The 17211-nt window shown below is 40.6% G+C and carries 12 protein-coding genes; 5 read left to right on the top strand and 7 right to left on the bottom strand.

Translation table 11 applies throughout. From position 1 onward, the window contains the following. Positions 1-133 precede the first annotated feature (133 nt). On the top strand, positions 134-904 hold the full coding sequence (locus tag H4075_RS00330; protein WP_182803072.1) for an SGNH/GDSL hydrolase family protein: 771 nt from the start codon (positions 134-136) through the stop codon (positions 902-904). Positions 905-1120: 216 nt separating this feature from the next. After that, complete coding sequence (locus tag H4075_RS00325; protein WP_182803070.1) at positions 1121-2239, top strand: radical SAM protein; 1119 nt, start codon at positions 1121-1123, stop codon at positions 2237-2239. Between the two features lie 10 nt (positions 2240-2249). Here the strand turns inward: H4075_RS00325 and H4075_RS00320 are convergent, their stop codons facing one another. Continuing rightward, the gene (locus tag H4075_RS00320; RefSeq protein ID WP_182803068.1) at positions 2250-3881 is read right to left on the bottom strand and encodes a hypothetical protein; all 1632 of its coding nucleotides are present in this window, start codon (positions 3879-3881) and stop codon (positions 2250-2252) included. Between the two features lie 188 nt (positions 3882-4069). Between H4075_RS00320 and H4075_RS00315 the strand changes: the two genes are divergently transcribed. Next, positions 4070-5986: an ABC transporter ATP-binding protein gene (locus H4075_RS00315; RefSeq protein ID WP_182803066.1), complete on the top strand. Its 1917-nt coding sequence runs from the start codon at positions 4070-4072 to the stop codon at positions 5984-5986. A gap of 191 nt (positions 5987-6177) precedes the next feature. Here H4075_RS00315 and H4075_RS00310 read toward each other — a convergent pair whose 3' ends face one another. Next, entirely contained in the window at positions 6178-6612 is a 435-nt protein-coding gene (locus tag H4075_RS00310; RefSeq protein ID WP_182803065.1) for a hypothetical protein, read from the bottom strand. Positions 6613-6719: 107 nt separating this feature from the next. Between H4075_RS00310 and H4075_RS00305 the strand changes: the two genes are divergently transcribed. Continuing rightward, positions 6720-7517, top strand: a complete 798-nt coding sequence (locus tag H4075_RS00305) for a hypothetical protein (RefSeq protein WP_182803063.1) — start codon at positions 6720-6722, stop codon at positions 7515-7517. Between the two features lie 310 nt (positions 7518-7827). Beyond that, positions 7828-8370, top strand: coding sequence for a hypothetical protein (locus H4075_RS00300; protein WP_182803061.1), 543 nt, complete (start codon positions 7828-7830; stop codon positions 8368-8370). A gap of 104 nt (positions 8371-8474) precedes the next feature. Here the strand turns inward: H4075_RS00300 and H4075_RS00295 are convergent, their stop codons facing one another. The 5 genes from H4075_RS00295 to H4075_RS00275 all read right to left on the bottom strand — a co-directional run bounded on the left by H4075_RS00295 (position 8475) and on the right by H4075_RS00275 (position 17135). Further along, positions 8475-10286, bottom strand: a complete 1812-nt coding sequence (locus H4075_RS00295) for an adenylate/guanylate cyclase domain-containing protein (RefSeq protein ID WP_182803060.1) — start codon at positions 10284-10286, stop codon at positions 8475-8477. Continuing rightward, positions 10287-10661 (bottom strand): hypothetical protein, encoded by a 375-nt coding sequence (locus H4075_RS00290; protein WP_182803058.1) that lies wholly within the window; start codon positions 10659-10661, stop codon positions 10287-10289. Positions 10662-11134: 473 nt separating this feature from the next. Next, complete coding sequence (locus H4075_RS00285) at positions 11135-12037, bottom strand: carboxypeptidase-like regulatory domain-containing protein (protein WP_182803056.1); 903 nt, start codon at positions 12035-12037, stop codon at positions 11135-11137. Positions 12038-12497: 460 nt separating this feature from the next. Next, positions 12498-14801, bottom strand: coding sequence for a DUF2357 domain-containing protein (locus H4075_RS00280; protein ID WP_182803055.1), 2304 nt, complete (start codon positions 14799-14801; stop codon positions 12498-12500). A 3-nt stretch (positions 14802-14804) separates the two neighbouring features. Further along, positions 14805-17135 carry an McrB family protein gene (locus H4075_RS00275; protein ID WP_182803053.1) on the bottom strand — a complete coding sequence of 777 codons (2331 nt, stop codon included), beginning with the start codon at positions 17133-17135 and terminating at the stop codon, positions 14805-14807. Between the last annotated feature and the right edge of the window lie 76 nt (positions 17136-17211).

Below are 17211 nucleotides of genomic sequence, written 5' to 3'. Positions count from 1 at the left end.
AGTGAAAAGATTTTAAACCACGAAGCAATTAAGGTCACAGATATACGCAGATAAACACAGATAAGCCACGAATTACTCGAGGTGAAGAAAATCCAAAACCCAAATTCCAAATTACCAATTCCTCTATCCCTCCGTGATAATTAGATTGTACAATGCGAATACGCTCATTAAACTGAACCTTTCTCCTTCTTTATCCGTAATTAGTGGTATGAAGTTGTCGCTTATCTGCATACTCCTCTTTTTTCTTTCTGCCTGCAGTAAGAATGGACCCAACTCCACAGTGGTAACAACTCCTTTATCACCAGTAATACATACCTGGCTGGCACTAGGTGATTCATATACCATCGGGCAAGGCGTTGCAGCCAATGAACGTTTTCCTGCACAAACAGCAGCACTCCTTTTGCAACAAGGCATACAGGTGCAGGCACCAACATATATTGCCACAACCGGCTGGACCACCACAAATCTTCAAACCAGCATCAACAACAACTATCCCAACAAACATACTGTGGTGAGTTTGCTCATTGGTGTAAACGATCAATACCAGCAAAGAGATACAACAGGTTATCGCCAACGCTTTACTGCATTATTGGTAAAAGCAATTGAACTGGCTAATGGAAAAAAGCAAAACGTATTTGTATTGTCCATCCCCGATTACAGTGTTACGCCTTTTGCTGCTTCGTATGATACGGCTCAGATCAGGAAAGAAATTGACTGGTTCAACAACATCAACTACAACGTAACACAACAATACAATTGTCCCTATCTCGACATTACCCCTTCCACCCGTGAAGGAAGAACCAACAGGAGTTTAATAGCTTCTGATGGATTACACCCTTCAGGTGCAGAATATAAACGCTGGGCTGATAAACTTGCACCGATGCTGATGCAAGTCTTGAAATAAACATCGCATATTACATATCTGTCAAAAACCCTTTACTCCAAAATCGAGAAAAGCAGCTGAATAAACACGATTCAATAAAAGAATAAGCCTGTTAGTAATAACATAAAAACTTTCTTATATTGAGTAAGCAGGGTTTCTGAATGTCCCTGAAAGAATTACCGCTCCGGTTTCCTGAATTGTTTTTATAAATAAATCAAGTAAAGAAAAAATGATCTGATGGAAAAAAACTCATCATACAGGAGAATTGGTTCAATTGAATACGATATAGTTCGGTTACTGGCACTCTGCAATGTTTGGTGGATTGGTTGCAAAATCTACAGGAATCCAATCAAATCAATCCGTGTTCTGATAAAGATGATCCGGAATATCAATAAAATGATTGTTGTTAAAAAGCTTGTACGTGCGTTTAAAGTAGATGGAAAGTATGTGTGGGATATGTTTTATCCCTCATGGCCTTCGGCAGGGTTCAACAGTTTTTTTAAAAATCATTTACTCGAAACTGAACCGGTAACGGGCCGTGAACAAACTCTCAGGCGGTTGATGATTGCTATTACCAAACGCTGTCCATTGCAATGCGAACATTGCAGCGAAGCTGCCACACTGTATAATAAAGACGTACTTTCTTATGATCAATTTATTGAACGGATTGAACCATACGTGCAACAGGGAGTAGGTCAGCTGGTATTCTCAGGAGGAGAGCCGCTTAGCCGCTATGATGATCTCTTACTTTTTCTAAGGCATTTTAAAGATCGATGCAATCAATGGATATATACTTCCGGTTATGGCTTAACGCTGGAAAAAGCGAAGCAATTAAAAGCAGCCGGATTGGATGGTGCTGCCATTAGTCTCGATCACCATTTGGAAGATGGACACAACAAGTTCAGGGGAAATCAAAAGTCGTACTACTGGGTTTTGGAAGCAATTAAAAATCTGCAGACAGCGGGTGTTTTTGTAGCCATTAATGTATGCCCGTCAAAAGAATATATTGAGTCTGGCGGTGTGCCAAAACTGATCGACCTGTGCAAACAACTGGGAGTGCCTGTTATCAATTTATTAGAACCACGGGCTGTAGGTAATTACCAGGATAAAGATGTGGAATTACAACAATCGCACAAAGACCATCTAAAACAGCTTAGCGACCAATTCAATTTCAACAAGACCTATTATACCTATCCAACTGTTCTGTTCCCGGCAGGTTTACGAAAAACAATGCCCTGTGGTGGAGGCAGAATATATATGTTTTTAGACTACGACGGAACATTATACCCATGTCCATTTTGTAAAGTAAAACTATCCTCTTATCAACCTAAGACATCTGTATGCCTGGCCGAATAGTTTTATATGATTATTTCATCGCTGTTCGGTTCATCACATCTTGATAAAGTTTTCTTGAAAATCTTGATAATTCACCGGGGTCCTTAAATTTTTTCAGCTCTTTCCGATTTGTTTTACCGGCAAATTCTTCCTTTGAAGTATAATAACCTTTACTGCGAAGTATGAGTGTACGCTTTTGTTCAGTGTTTGTGGGCAATGCTGCAAACTTTACTTTGGTTGAAGACTTAACGCCCAGGTGTTCCATGTAAATTCCATCATCGAAACTCAGTGCCTGTACAAAATCTTCTCCATCTTCACCAACTGCTGTAGATGGTTTCAATACCTGCATTTCAATGTTTGCATTGGGCGTAAAATCAATTGCTGCATAATCCAATTCCCAAAACATAAAGCCTGTCCGTAAACGTACTTCCAGCATTTTTGATCCTGCAGGAATATTCACCGGAATCACCATTGAGTTAAAGTTTGTTTCACCCACCAAATCAACTTCGCCAGCAGATTGCCAGCCCTGTGCAGTTTTTATTTCAACCTGAAGCAGTATGCCCTGCTCTCTCATCCATTGCTCCCGCTCTTCCTTTGATTTGTCTTTATTGTGTGCTATCCATTTGCTGTAATTTTTACCAAACAACGAACTGAATTGATGATACACATAACCCGACCATCTTGTATTTCGCAGCCTGATCAGAAGCTTTCCATTTTGTGGTTGCAGTTCGGGAACTGCAAATTGTAAATAAGCTTCGCTGAATTTTGAAATACTATCTGCATTAAATTTATACGCTGTTGCATCTGGTTGAGCAATTTCTTTCAGGATATTATTACCGCCATTGTCTTCTGCATGCATTGGAAGCTGAGGTTGCTTTATAGTATGTAACCGGCCTTCTTTATCTGCAATTACTTCCACATCTTTTGCATGAACAGCAACCATCAACTCCAGCATATTGGTGTACTGATCCTCGTTTAACTCATTTACAATATTTAATGTATAGCTTGATGAATCAGCAAAGTAATCGGGCAGTTGTTTGTAATCAAACCGCTCGAGTTGTGGTGCTTTTGCACCGGTGTACATAGAGTTCGTAAGCTCTTGTGTTGTGCCGTTATCAACATATACATGCGGACAATTACATGCAATAAGCGCAACAATACCTCCCGTAATGGCTAAACCTGTGAGCCCAATTCCTACAGGAAGTAAGATATTTAATCCCGTAGCATGCTTTGATACATCTATCCTGGTAATGTCTGAAATTGGAAATTGAATTCTGTTTGAATCAGGTCTTTCTGCCTTATTAACAAAAAAATGAATCTGTTTGGTTGTCTCGAATTCTTCAGCCCTTATTTTACTCTTGGCAACGCCCCCACCTCTCATCATCACTTTATTATAGTATTTTAAACCATTGCCGTCAAACGGGCGGATACTTCCCTTTAGAATTTTTGTTTTTTCATCAACCTCTACGTTATAGATTTCTTTCATCTCATTTTGAAGATGAACAACAAGAATATTATAGGCATCCAGCTGACTCCATTCTTTATTCTTGTTTTGATTGTAGTCATCCAACTTCGTATTTGCAGTGTATCTGTAATAAGAACAGCTGCAGATTGTGGCCGACCACAATACAAATGCAATGGCTTTGATGAGAATCTCCTTCATGGTAGTAGATTTTGGCTTTAGTAATATAAACATTAAAAAAGAGAAATAAAAGCAAAAGGCAAATCAATATCCAAGATGCTGTTAGTTTATCGATCAGAAACAGCCAAGCATCCTCTCACCCAAACCTTAATCGTTAACTTGCATTGTAATGAAGTAATTCAGCAAACCGGTTCGTTATAACAAACAGTATGGCAAGAGCAAGTCGACATTCAAAAAATACAAACGAGAAAGGATCAGCAAAAGCAAAAATTTCGAAGGAGAGTCTGAAACAGGCACTCATCCTGTTCACCTACTTAAAACCATATCGTGGTAAATTCATCTGGGGTTTGGTGTTTATTGCAGTATCCGCATTTACCACCAGTTTGTTTCCTTTCTTATTAGGAAAGATGATCGACTCTGCTTCACCCGGTGCAAGTCTTCCCGGTATGAGCAGTGTTTCTCAATTTGATTTCGGATTGAAAAATATTCAGCTCAGTTTAAATACAACGCTGCTGCTCATTTTTGCGCAACTGAGTTTACAAACTGTGTTTTCATTCATGCGGGTGTATCTGTTAACCGCAGCAGGTGAACGTTCACTGGCCGATATGCGCAAAGATGTGTACAGCAAACTGCTCACCATGCCCATGAGTTATTTCACGGAGAAAAGAGTGGGTGAATTAAGCAATCGTATCTCAAGCGATCTGTCGCAGATACAGGATGCCATTTCATTTACATTGGCTGAATTTCTTCGTGGCATCTTCACACTCATCATTGGTTTGTTCTTTATTTTCTGGATCAGTGCAAAGCTGGCCCTGATCATGCTGGCTGTGGTTCCCATTATTGCCATTTTAGCTGTGCTGTTTGGTATGCGCATTCGTAAGATGGCCCGCAAAGCACAGGATCAGTTGGCAGAGAGTGGAACCATTGTACAGGAAACCTTCCAGGGAATTTCTATTGTAAAAGCATTCACCAGTGAGTTTTATGAGATCGGTCGTTATGTAAAAAGTATTCAGTCGGTAGTAGCCACTTCCATCAGCAACTCACGCTACCGTGGTGCGTTTATTTCGTTTATGATCTTTAGTGTGTTTGGAAGTATTGCGTTTGTGATGTGGGTAGGTGTTGGTATGATTCAATCGGGTGAACTCACATTGGGAGCACTCACCATGTTTGTGATCTTCTCGATGTTTGTGGGTGGTACGTTTGCAGGCTTTGCTGATATGTTTTCGCAACTGCAAAAAACATTGGGTGCCACACAAAGTGTGCGGGAAATTTTACGTGCCGATGGTGAGCCGGTTGCATTAACAGATATTGAAGTAGAACCACAACATCAACTGAAAGGAAATGTGCGGTTTGATAATATTGCCTTCAGTTACCCCGGACGAAAAGATGTGCCCGTTTTAAAAGGACTCACACTGAGTGCTGCCAATGGAGAACAGATTGCTATTGTTGGACCAAGCGGTGCAGGTAAATCAACCATCGCTTCTTTGCTCTTACATTTTTACGAACCCGATAAAGGTACCTTGTATTTTGATGAACGACCTGCCGCATCTTTTCCTCTCTCACAATTGCGCAGGCAAATGGCCTTTGTTCCACAAGAGGTATTGTTGTTTGGCGGCAGCATCAAAGAAAATATTGCCTACGGTAAACCCAATGCAACCGAAGAAGAAATTATGGCCGCTGCTAAAAGCGCCAATGCTCATTTATTTATTCAACAGTTTCCGGAGCAGTATGAAACCATTGTGGGTGAACGGGGTATTAAATTAAGCGGTGGTCAGCGGCAACGCATTGCCATTGCACGTGCTATTTTAAAAGATCCGGCTATTTTAATTTTAGATGAAGCCACTTCATCACTCGATAGTGAAAGTGAACAGTTGGTGCAGGAAGCCTTGGATAATCTCATGAAAGGCCGCACTTCGTTTGTGATTGCACACCGTCTCTCCACCATACGCAATGCCGATAAAATTGTGTTGATCGATAAAGGCGTTGTTACCGAAAGCGGAACACATAGTGAACTCATGAGCCACAACGGACTCTACCGCAAACTCAACGATATGCAGTTTGAGTTTGGGATTGTTACACAATCGCCGCCAGCTCAGGAGGCAGAGGTGGAAGAAGAAGAGAATTGATGGTAACCACGAATTGCACGAATCGGTTTGGCCACAGATTCACGCCGATGGACACAGATAGAGCCTCCATGCGGTGATTAAACCCCTTATTCACCGCATAATTTGCGGCGAATAGAAAGCAATGCGGCGATTAAACCTCTTATTCACCGCATATTCTGCGGTGAATAGAATCATAGGAGGTGAATATTCATTCAATGCACCCCCGCCTTACTCCAGTCAACCACCGTTTTATCAATCTCCAGGTCAATATGGCAATCGTTGCAGTTATTGATGAGTAAACGGTACGATTCAACAGCTTTCGGAAAATCAGTTTTATACAAGGCTTTGCGGATATCGTTGATGGGCGGAGCAAGTTCTTTGTTATACGATTGTTTAAACGGCCGCAGCAGTTTCCTGTGTTCAGTAAATGTAATACTGAGTATTTGTAATGTGCTATCCAATCCATCAAGCAACCAAAGCGAATAATCTGCATCCTGTTTGCGCAGGTACAAACCGAGATTATCGCTGTACATCGCTAAGTCGAGCATATTTTCATCGAGGTCTTTTTTATTCTCCACCCCGTTGCTGCACTGCACAAACAAAATCACGAAGCCAACAATAAAGACCATCACGAGAAGTGCTTTCATACAGTGAAAGTAAAAGGGATTGCTGAAAGAGAAAAGAGAAACCCGCATCCGTCTTTTACTGCACAACCAAACATACCTCCACAAAAAAAACTTAACTTCATAGCAATATGCTTCGCTATAATATTATACTTTGTTTGTTGTTGCTGATGCAACAAAGCAATGCACAAAAACTCATGAAGTTGCCGGCTAACATTGAACAACTTGCAGAACCCTTACAGGTAAAACAAAAAACAGGGATTGGTTTCCTGCGCTATGAATTTGGTCCTTATCGTTTACTCAACAGCCGCAAAGGATGGACAAGCAAATCAAATACAACAACCGAACAGCAAGATGTGCTCTCACGTCTTTTATCGAACGTGAAAGAAGTGGAACAAAACATTAAGCAGAAACGATCATTCAAACTTCTGCGCAACGAGACCGATACAGCCATTGTAAACATGGCTACCACCACCACACTTTATTACACACAACCCAAGAACAATATTTTTGGCCGCAACGAAGGACCCGCCACTTACAATCGGGGCAAGACCGACCTTATTACCACGATACTTTCGGCCGATACAAGTGATTGGATCTTCAGCACAGCACAACAGGAGACTGCCGGTATAGTAAGTATTTCGGAAGAGGTGGTTGCTGTGCTCACAAATGGCATCCGAGAAATAGAACTGTTGCCGGTGAATCATTATGCTGATGGAAAGAAAGCGATGTATGTGCTGGGCTATGTATTCCAGGAGAACGGCATTCCCATTGCGGCTGTGCAGTTCAGGGGTTTGCCTTTGATGGCACACAAGCAAAATTTTGTGTGGCTGCCAAAGAATGAAAGCAAAGAATTACAGTTTGTGATTGCTGCAGTGGCAACAGTGATGCTGGCACTGTCGCAGGAAATGGCAGCACCGGGTGGGTAAACAGGTTCAACCACAAAGACAGAAAGCCACGGAGAAAAATTGCAAAAGAAAAACTGTTGATGGTTGGTTACCACACGGTCGGCACGGCTTCGCCCGTCTGAACGATGGGTGGTTAGGGTTGCCAACCTTCGAAAGGTTGGCATTCCTGTTCATCCCGCTGTAGATTGTCGCTCTTGCCACAAAACCCATCGAATGCTTGCAATTGCTGTTTTAATCAACTACCTTATTACCGATTGTAACCTTTCATTACCTGGTTACATCTCGTCCCTTCCCTTTCCTGCATCATTTTTAAACCCAAAACCATTTTTACATGAAACAGATCTTTGCGTTTTTTTGTCTTGCCTTTGCTTTAACCGCCTGCAACAATGCGGAAACCAAAACTGCTGAAACAACTACAACAGAAGCCGCTGCTGCTGCCGATGTTAACTTGCCTTACACACTCACAGAACCTTACAAAGACTGGGCGATCGGCAGTAAAGAAAATGTAGCAGCTGCTATGGCCGGACTAAAAGCCTTTGTTGATAAAGATTTTACAGCACTGGCCGCAGCCACAGGCGATTCTATTCAACTTGACTTTGATTATTTCCAGGCGAAACTCAGCCGTGACAGTGCCATGAAATTTTTCGCTGATGCACGCAACATGTATAACGATCTTGTAGTGACCATGGGCGACTATGTATCCGTTATATCAGCCGATAAAAAAACAGAATGGGTAACCCTTTGGTACAAACAAAGCTGGAAAGATGCAAAAGGTGTTGCCGACTCCGTGAATGTAGTAAACGACATCAGAATGGAGAATGGGAAAATGGTGCAGCTCGATGAAAAAGTGAGCCACTACCAGAAGAAGAAGTAAACGTTCTTGCTTTTATAGGAAAGCCCTCCGGTTATGGAGGGCTTTTTTTGTAAATAGACAGGAATATGAATGGTTCTTGAGCACACGAATCAAGTCACAGGCAGTTACAATTTCTTTTCCCCTGTTATAAAATACATGTTTAACGAACCACGGTTTTTTACTTCGATTTCACCACGGTATTCGCAGACATAGTGTTTCCGGATGATCTGCATGGTGGATTCAGAACAATTGACTTTACCCGGCATGCCGGCCGATTCCATACGGGAAGCAATATTCACCGTATCGCCCCAGATATCGTATTGCCATTTTTTAATGCCCACAATCCCTGCAATAACCGGACCCGTGTGAATGCCGATGCGTATTTCAAAATGCGCCAGTCCATCTTCTTTGTTTAGTGATTCCGTTACATACGCATTCATCTGCAGGGCTGCTGCCACCACATCTGTTGCATGGGTTTTGTTAACTGTAGGCAAGCCTCCGGCACACATATACGAGTCCCCCACTGTTTTAATTTTTTCCAGGCCAAATGCCGTGGACACCTCATCAAACTTTCTGAAATAAGCATCAATGCTTTTTACCAATACTTCCGGAGCAATATGTTCGGCCTGTTTGGAAAACTGTACAAAATCAGTAAAGAGTACGGTTACTTCATCAAACTTCACCGCATCCACTGTTCCTTTGGCTTTTAACTCAGCCGCCGTTTCTGCAGGCAGGATATTGAGTAATAATTTTTCAGAACGCTGTTTTTCACGGGCAATGATTTTATAAAACCTGAACAGGGCGGTTAAAATGGCGATGGTTAACAGCAGGATAACAGCGAGAGAAATAAGAATGTTTCGCTGGTTCCTTTTTTGCTGATGCAGCAAATCTACCTCCACCTGTTTTTTAGACACTTCGTAATCTGTACGCAGGTCGGCCATTTGCTGCACAGCATGGAGATTGTTCACACTATCCCTGTAACGGATAAATTCTTTGTAATACATGAGGGCCTGCTCTTTGTTCCCTGTTGCTTCATAAAGGATGGACAGCTGTTCATTGGCTTTGCTACGTTCTTCTTTCAGGTCATAAGCCAACGCTAACTGCAGGCTGCGTTGTGCATAGTTGAAAGCAGCGGGGAATTCTTTCTTTTTTTCATAGATGCTGCTCATGGATAAGAGATAGGTGCAAACCGGCGAATAATCTTCCTGTTCTTCCAGCATTTTAATAGATGTGTTGATGCTTTGTTCTGCTAACGCAGGGTTGCCGAGGTGAGCATACACCATACCCAGGTTGCCCATGTTATAGGCAATGCCGGAGAGGTAGTTGATGCGGCTGAAAATGGTGCCGGATTTTTTAAAATAGACCAGCGCCGAATCAAAGTAATTGCGTTTGAGCAATTCATCGCCGGCATTAAAAACAGCAGTGGCATACAGCAGTGAATCATTGGCTTTCAGCAGCACATCTATACCCCGGCGGTAGTAGAGCATAGCGTTTTTATGGTTGTTGGAAATAGAGTAGATATCGGCAATGGCGCTGTAGCATTTCCCCATACCTACCAGGTAGTTGGCCTTTCGAGCGGCTTCAATACTTTTAAAATAGGCGGTAATGGCTTCGGTTAAATCACCTTTGAGCCGTTTTTTATTGCCTGTTTGAAAGTACCCTTTGTGCAGGTTGATGTAATCGTTAAGCCTTGTGGCCAGTGCAATTGCTTCCTGTGCATACTGCAGGGCCAGGTCGAGGTTACGGGTTTCATAAAAAGCAAGCGCATTCAGTACCCGTAGCTTCGCCGTATCGGGCAGGTTTTGCTCCCGGTAGATGTTTGCAAGACTATCGGCCACCTGCTGGTCCTGTGCGGGAGCCTGCAACAGCCCGATAAGAAAAAGGCCTGTGATGAACCAGGCCTTTTTCAACTGTAGGTGCAAGCGGGTTGCCTTCATTTATTGCATCTGCAGTTTGGGGTCATCGGTATAAATGGTTGTGCTGCCCGTAAGCGTGTACTGAACACCATAGCTTTCCTGCGTACCGGAGCCGGGTGAAACAGATTTTACGGTGGCTACATATTGACCGGTGCCGTTGTTGTTCGGCTGGCTGGTGAGCAAATCGCCATTGTTGGGTAAGTTTTTCCGGTATATACTAACGATACTGGAAATAGCATTGGCGCCGGCAGGTGGTGTGGGATCGGGCTCCCAGGTAACGGTGTCGTTCACAGTTACCGTTGTGGTAATATCGTCATTACCGGGATTGTGACCTTCACTGTCACGCAAACGCAGATTGGTGGAACCGCCATTCACACTTAAATAGATGGTGGGCATGTTAATTGGTTTTACGTTAAAAAAAATGTTTTTCGCAGTACCTGTTGGAACAGTGATGCGACCGATTTCCATAAAGCAGAGAAGGACTTGTAAAAGGTTTGAATTCGAAGAAGGTAGCGGGTTTTGGGTGATAAGACTTCTAAGCTAATCTATTTATTTGTAAGATGCAAGAGCTGTAGCCGACCCGATGAATGTGCTGAACGACATCCGTATGGAGAATGAGAAGATACTGCAGCCCGATGAAAAGTGAGCCGTTACCAGAAGAAGTAAACATCAATTTGTTTTTTAGTAAAGCCCTCCAAATACGGAAGGCTTTTTTATGTGCATTTGTTTGATATAGTTTTTACAGGTAAAGGCTCTCACGGATTGCACACCTGCCCGACTGGCATCATTCAGGCGGGGAAAAGCACAGATGAAAAAAGGGCCGGTGAAAACACCAGCCCGTACACAAACCCATATTGCATGGAAAATTTTTACAATGGCGCCAACTGTGTATTACGTGTTGTTGCCTGACCGAGTGATACACTGATATTATTTTCAGTCTTGTTGTTATATCCATTGTTGCTGTAGCTGAGATTATAAACACCGGGCACAGGAATCTTCACTTCATATTCTCCATTTGTATTTGTGGTAGCGGCATATGACTGACCCACTACCTGTATTGCAACTGATGGCACAGGTAAGTTGGTGAGCATATCTACCACAACTCCTTTTACCATGGTGCTGGTTGATGCTGCATCAATAACTGCTCTGTTATTTTTAAACGCATTGTAAAATGCATTGTTGGCGGGTTTGAACTGCAGCGCCAGTTTATCCATTTGCAGTTTTATCATATCATCGGCCTGCTTAAATAATGTTGACAGTGTTGCACGTGCAGCTGCACGAATTGCTACAGCATTGCGTGGACCGGGAATTAGTGCTGCATAATTATCGATGAGTGTTTGAAATGCCGTGAGGCGTGCAGCTGTAATTCCAAAGTTGGCGAGTGAAGCAAGATTTGCTGTTGCCTTTTCGTGAATGTTGTTGCAGACGGGCACCAGCAGTTCATCTTTTGTTTGCTGCAGTTTTGATACAGGATAATTTACCTGCTCTTTTAATTCATGATTGTTTGCTTCCATGGCAAATGCAAAAACAGCAGCAGCAATATTTGCAGCTTCTTCGCAGAGTGTTGTTTTTGTTCCCGATTTGTCCATGGTAATACCCGTTGTGGCCTGTGCTTCCTGTTGTGCGGCCGTAATAATGTTGTTGTAAACTGTGCGTAGCGATGTGGCTACTGTTGCAAATGCCGGAACGGTGGCGGTAATGGCGGGGTTCGCTTCGATGTGGGTGAGTACAGCATTGTACATGCTGAGTTTCGACTCCTGACGTGCATTCATACGTTAGATGTTTTTAGGTGATTGAATACGTTTGCAACGTTAAACTACAAAGCCAGTGTTTTTTTGCAATACTACATTGCGGGTACACGGTGCCGTTACTTATTTACGCTGTGTACCTGTTCAATAAGTTACTGTAGTTGTTCATTAAGTTACTGTACACAGTTATTAAGTTATTGCACACGTTTATTAAGTTGTTGTGTGCTGCCATTAAGTTGCTGTACACATTCATTAAGCTACTGTAACGCTCAATTATTTTACTGCACACATCCATTAAGTTACTGTACAATGTAATTAAGGCATTGTAACATGCAATTAAGACAGTGTACACATCGATTAAATTATTGTAACAAACGGTTTAGGCGCTGAGAGGAATGATTAAGGGCTTGAAATGGGATAAATTGGGGTTTGGGCTGATGTTTGAGCGTAAAAAAGGTTCGTGAGACACGAGCCAAGGCGTTAACTATTTAACTTTACTCTTCATTAGCTCTGTTAGACTTGCCGTAAAGGGAACTGCAGATGCTCTACCAGGCGAATAATTAGCCAGCTTTCTAAAGTCCCATTTTGTATTCTCGAATTCCAGATCGCTTACTTTTTCAATTTCTATAATTAAATAATATTTCTCCTCAGAGGATGAGCTTGACGTTGATGGATAACCTTTTTTAACTAAAGCATTTTTTGAAAAAACTCGTGGTCCTTTGCTTACAATTTTCCACAAATCACCTGAATTTGTATCTCCAGTTTTATGAAGAAGCAAATATTTTGCACTTACAGTTTCTTTATCCAGTATTAGAGAACCAGTTCGTGTATCCGTTCTGAAATTGTAGTATTTGTTTTTTTTAATCCAATCGTAATGTTCCGATGAATTATAGAACCCAACTAACACAAAAGTTTCGTCTGGAATCAGATCCCTGTTTGTGTTGTATGTTTCTGGTAAAGGCTCTCTAACTTCATTATCCGATTCAGGCGGATTCTTATAAATATCAAAAGTTCTAAAGGCCAGTTTTTCTCTTTGTGAAGCCCGGTTAATAAAGTGTTCAATTATCTCAAGAATAAACGCTTTCAATTCGCCGATACCACTGTCCACTTTGGAAGGACGTACTGGAAAAGCTCCGAGACCAGGAATGATTTCGTGAAACCCTTTTTGATTGATCGATTTATCACCCGGATATAATACATATGCCCCTCCGGTTCTTCTAATAGCATCTTTGTAAGCATGCATTTTCAAAAGGTCACCATTTTTGTAAATGCCTTTGCGGTTTTCGGTTTTTTCTTCATCCAATTCCATGTCTGAATTTTGTTCCAAAAAATCTGCAAGATTGGCAACTTTATATTTTGCATCAAAATGAACATGAACAATTAATTCCTGCTTCTCTGCCTCTGATTCTGAAATACCAAAAGGCCAGAAAGAAAGTGTATAGTCGGGTCGTAAAGTAGCAGTCCAGCTGCCTGAATCAGGATAACTTTTTTTACCACTGAATGATCGGTTATAGTTAAACCGGATATTCAGTTTTCTCGAACCGGAATCATAAACTCCCCTTAACGCTGTGAATTTCCCTTGTCTTATCTGCAGGTTTAAACCGTCAGCTGTTTCTTTAATTAAATCCGAAATGTCTTTCGGTTCAATATTGAAAATAGTCTGAAACAAATCCAGTAATTTGAAAAAGAGCCAGTATTCATATAATGTGGCAATATCTTTTTTTCCACCGCTGTAAATATCATCGCCTCCGCTCCAAATGAGTTTCGCTGCAAGATCAAACATCAGCCATACACGAAGTATTTCACGATAACCTTCTTTACGTTGTAAGACCGGACTATTAAGTTTTAAAGTTGTTGGTCTGGAAATTTCCTTGAAGATTGAATGATGTAACTGACTTTCCAATTCACGAATCATGATTTCTGATTCGTTTTGCATTTTTGTATGGCCGAATTGTTTTGCCTTACTATTAATGTCTGTACAGAATTTTAGAAAGTTTTCCAGTGCGTGTTTTATGAAACGATTTTCAGGAGTATCGACGGAATCTGTTTTTCTGATAGTAGTAATTCGCTCCGGCAATGTCTCAATGCCATAACTTCTCAGATAGTGAGTTTGGGGCAACTTGGTTCGTTTACTACCTTTTAATACCTCTTTGATGTTGGCGTTTGAAAATCGTCTTGCGTTACGAATATCTTTTTCTTCTGTAGTTTCTTTCCATTTCGTTACAGGTGCAGTTACAATTCTATGAACGGCTTCAGCAAATTCATCCGTACCGATAACTGATTTTATAAACGCAAATTTTTGGTAAAGTGTTTGGCTGTCTTTACTGTAGTCAATTTCAAAATGTTGTGAAACCGGAGAGTTCGCTTGCAATAGCAGGTCAGTGCATTTTTCAGTTATGAATTCAAGCATGTCACGGTAATCATTCCGATAACCGGCTTTTACAGATTGAACTTCAAGTTCAACTTTAGACAGTTCCTGATTGGTTTCTTTTTCTAATAATGGAATTGAAAGCGTACCCACAAAAATATTGGGTGAAATTGTTCCCAGATTTGCAGTACGCTTGTGTTGTTGTATGATGTTTTCGCCTATATCGCCTAATACAAATTCAGGGTCATTGATTTGAAAATCATATAAACATCCTTCTACCAGCTGAAACCTTGCTTCGTTGTTCTCCTCAGCGTTTTCCTCCGCATCAAACAACGAATCTGGTCTGCGGGCATCTATCCAAAGCCGCAGACCTTCCTGAATGGAATCAAGGTTGATTTCTATTTGTGATACAGATTTCATGCTTTATGCTTCAGCAAAACTTGCAAAACCATTATCTATAGCTCCATTGTACATTCGTGCAATTTTTTCAAGCGACAAAGGATAAAGCACATTTGCACCATTGAAATCAAAGTCTTTTTTTTCAAGTACATCCTTAATGATTTTGACTTCACCCGAAATACAGAAGGAGCCCAAAGATTCAAGCACCGGACATAATTTTCTGCGTGAGCCATGCAGCTTGGGCAGAAGCTTTTGCATGATGGCAATGTCAATTTTTTGGTTGGTTGTTAGTGTATTGTCCACTACAGTTAACTGATGGATCAAACGCATAATTTCCGTTGCACTGCGATATCCAAATTCGGCTCCGGTCTTTTTTAGTTCGCCAAAGAATTGAACCAATGCTCTATTGATGGCATCAATATCTGCTGTAGCAAATAATTTATTGGCTGCCATATCCAAAAAGGGTTTGGCCATTCCTGCACCTTTTCCATTTAGGGCGCCCAAGTTGATGTCTTTAATATTGTCGAGAAAGCTTTTCATTTCCTCTTGTGTAACCCGAAACTCAATAGTGTTTGCTCTATCAAGTACTTTAGGACTGAACATATTTGTGGTTTCATCAATGTTAACAGTACCGATAATGAATAAATTGGAAGGCACTCGAATTTTTGCGGGAACGCCATTCTCAACCGTTCCTTCTGCATATAACGGAATTTCTTCTTTCGATTCCATTACACTTAAAAAATCGGCAAAATATCGTTCCACGTGACTTAGATTCATTTCATCCAATATCAAAAAATGCGGCAAGTCAGGTTGGTTTCCTGCTTTAATTATTAAGTCTAAAACTCCACTATCAGGTTTTACATATTCATGGGGGTTCAAAGCATTGGGATAACCAAGTAAAGGCTCCCTGTTAGTCCAATCTGCACCAACTGGTACAATACAAAATTGGCTTCTATTTTCGCAGATCCAAGTAACAAAAGTTTGGGCAAGTTTTGTTTTGCCAGATCCAGATAACCCTGTAAGAATAACAAAAGGCTTTGAAACCATTGCTGAAACAAATCTAGCTACAGTTGACTTGTTGAAGAAAAAGCCGGTGTTATTTAGGTCATCTACAAATTGGTTAATAGAAAAACTGAGATTGTGGATCATTGATACTGATTGATCGATATAAGGTAATGACTCACCTGTGAGTTTAAAATATTCTGCATTTATAATGTTACATAACTCAACTGGGCATTCTGTTATATAAGCCCCTTGATTGAGATTAAGTTCAGAGTTATAGAATACTCTGTTATTTTCTTTTATTGTTAAAAGTTGTTGCTTATAAAAGTCATTTAGAATTAATCTACGATCTATCGGTTGTATCGGAACGAAGCCTTCAAGCTCTATCAAATATGCCGGCCCTTCCCATTCTGTATTTTTTAGCCCTTTGCCTTCTTTGTACTTCGATCTAACCCTTGAAACACCAGTGAAAGCATTATTATTAGTCAGATGTATAATAACATCCCCTTTTTCAACTTCCCGCATTAAAGAATAAATATCCGCACCTCTTTTATCTTTTTGAGGAGACCACATCATTTTTCCAAGTGCATAATTACCGTCTTCTCTATCATTTCTACCCTCAACCAATGTTTTTTCTATCCAAACCTTACGTGATTCTTTTGATAATGGCATTGCAGATTCTTTAAAAATTGATTCTCTAAAATCGTTGTCGTCATTATTTAAAAAACCAGAGCTTCTAGTTCTTGTAAGCTCCTGTTCAATAGCTTTCATGATCGTAGCATTATACCTTTCAAGATCTTGAAAGTTTTCAGAGATGTTGTAATATGCTAAAGGAGTTCCATCAAACTCACTGCTTAGATTATTAATTTGCTTGTAAGTGATAAACCCAACTTCGCTTTTGGAATTTTTGTTTTTTAAAACCAAGCAATATCGTTGGCCAATAATAAAATTCAATTGCTGTTGCTTTGTACTGAAAACTAGCCTCTTGTCGTCTTTTTTAAGTGAAAACTTATTTACTATGCTCTTTAATAATTGAAAATAAATTTCTAGATCAACTTTATTAACCTTGTTAACTATTTCAGAGAAATTAGATTTCTTTTCAACTGAGAACCCTAGCTTCTCCAATATATCAAAAGCTACTTTCGTTGAATTTCCAAAGTCATTTAATGTAAGTTGTTGTCCGCCCAAAATTTTATTCGCTTCAGATAAAACTAATATTGGGGGATATCTTTCGCCATTGATGACTAAGTCATAACTAGTCGATTCTCTCCCTGATCGTAATTCAGAGTTTTCATTAATTTTTTCAATAGCAGATAGAATGCTTTCCCGGGTTATCTGTCGTATTATTTTCATATTTAAATGCTAGCATAAAATAGCTAGTTTTTAGCACCCAATAAAATTAAATTCAAAACAAACCATTTTTTTATTA

The organism is Lacibacter sediminis (assembly GCF_014168535.1).
GTDB lineage: Bacteria > Bacteroidota > Bacteroidia > Chitinophagales > Chitinophagaceae > Lacibacter > Lacibacter sediminis.
Note: the sequence above shows the minus strand (reverse complement) of the source record. Positions and strands in the feature narration are given on the sequence as shown.

Coding starts and splice junctions, on each gene's coding strand:
- H4075_RS00325 (WP_182803070.1), top strand. CDS start 1,121: ATGGAAAAAAACTCATCATACAGGAGAATTGGTTCAATTGAATACGAT.
- H4075_RS00320 (WP_182803068.1), bottom strand. CDS start 3,881: ATGAAGGAGATTCTCATCAAAGCCATTGCATTTGTATTGTGGTCGGCC.
- H4075_RS00315 (WP_182803066.1), top strand. CDS start 4,070: ATGGCAAGAGCAAGTCGACATTCAAAAAATACAAACGAGAAAGGATCA.
- H4075_RS00310 (WP_182803065.1), bottom strand. CDS start 6,612: ATGAAAGCACTTCTCGTGATGGTCTTTATTGTTGGCTTCGTGATTTTG.
- H4075_RS00305 (WP_182803063.1), top strand. CDS start 6,720: ATGCTTCGCTATAATATTATACTTTGTTTGTTGTTGCTGATGCAACAA.
- H4075_RS00300 (WP_182803061.1), top strand. CDS start 7,828: ATGAAACAGATCTTTGCGTTTTTTTGTCTTGCCTTTGCTTTAACCGCC.
- H4075_RS00295 (WP_182803060.1), bottom strand. CDS start 10,286: ATGAAGGCAACCCGCTTGCACCTACAGTTGAAAAAGGCCTGGTTCATC.
- H4075_RS00290 (WP_182803058.1), bottom strand. CDS start 10,661: ATGCCCACCATCTATTTAAGTGTGAATGGCGGTTCCACCAATCTGCGT.
- H4075_RS00285 (WP_182803056.1), bottom strand. CDS start 12,037: ATGAATGCACGTCAGGAGTCGAAACTCAGCATGTACAATGCTGTACTC.
- H4075_RS00280 (WP_182803055.1), bottom strand. CDS start 14,801: ATGAAATCTGTATCACAAATAGAAATCAACCTTGATTCCATTCAGGAA.
- H4075_RS00275 (WP_182803053.1), bottom strand. CDS start 17,135: ATGAAAATAATACGACAGATAACCCGGGAAAGCATTCTATCTGCTATT.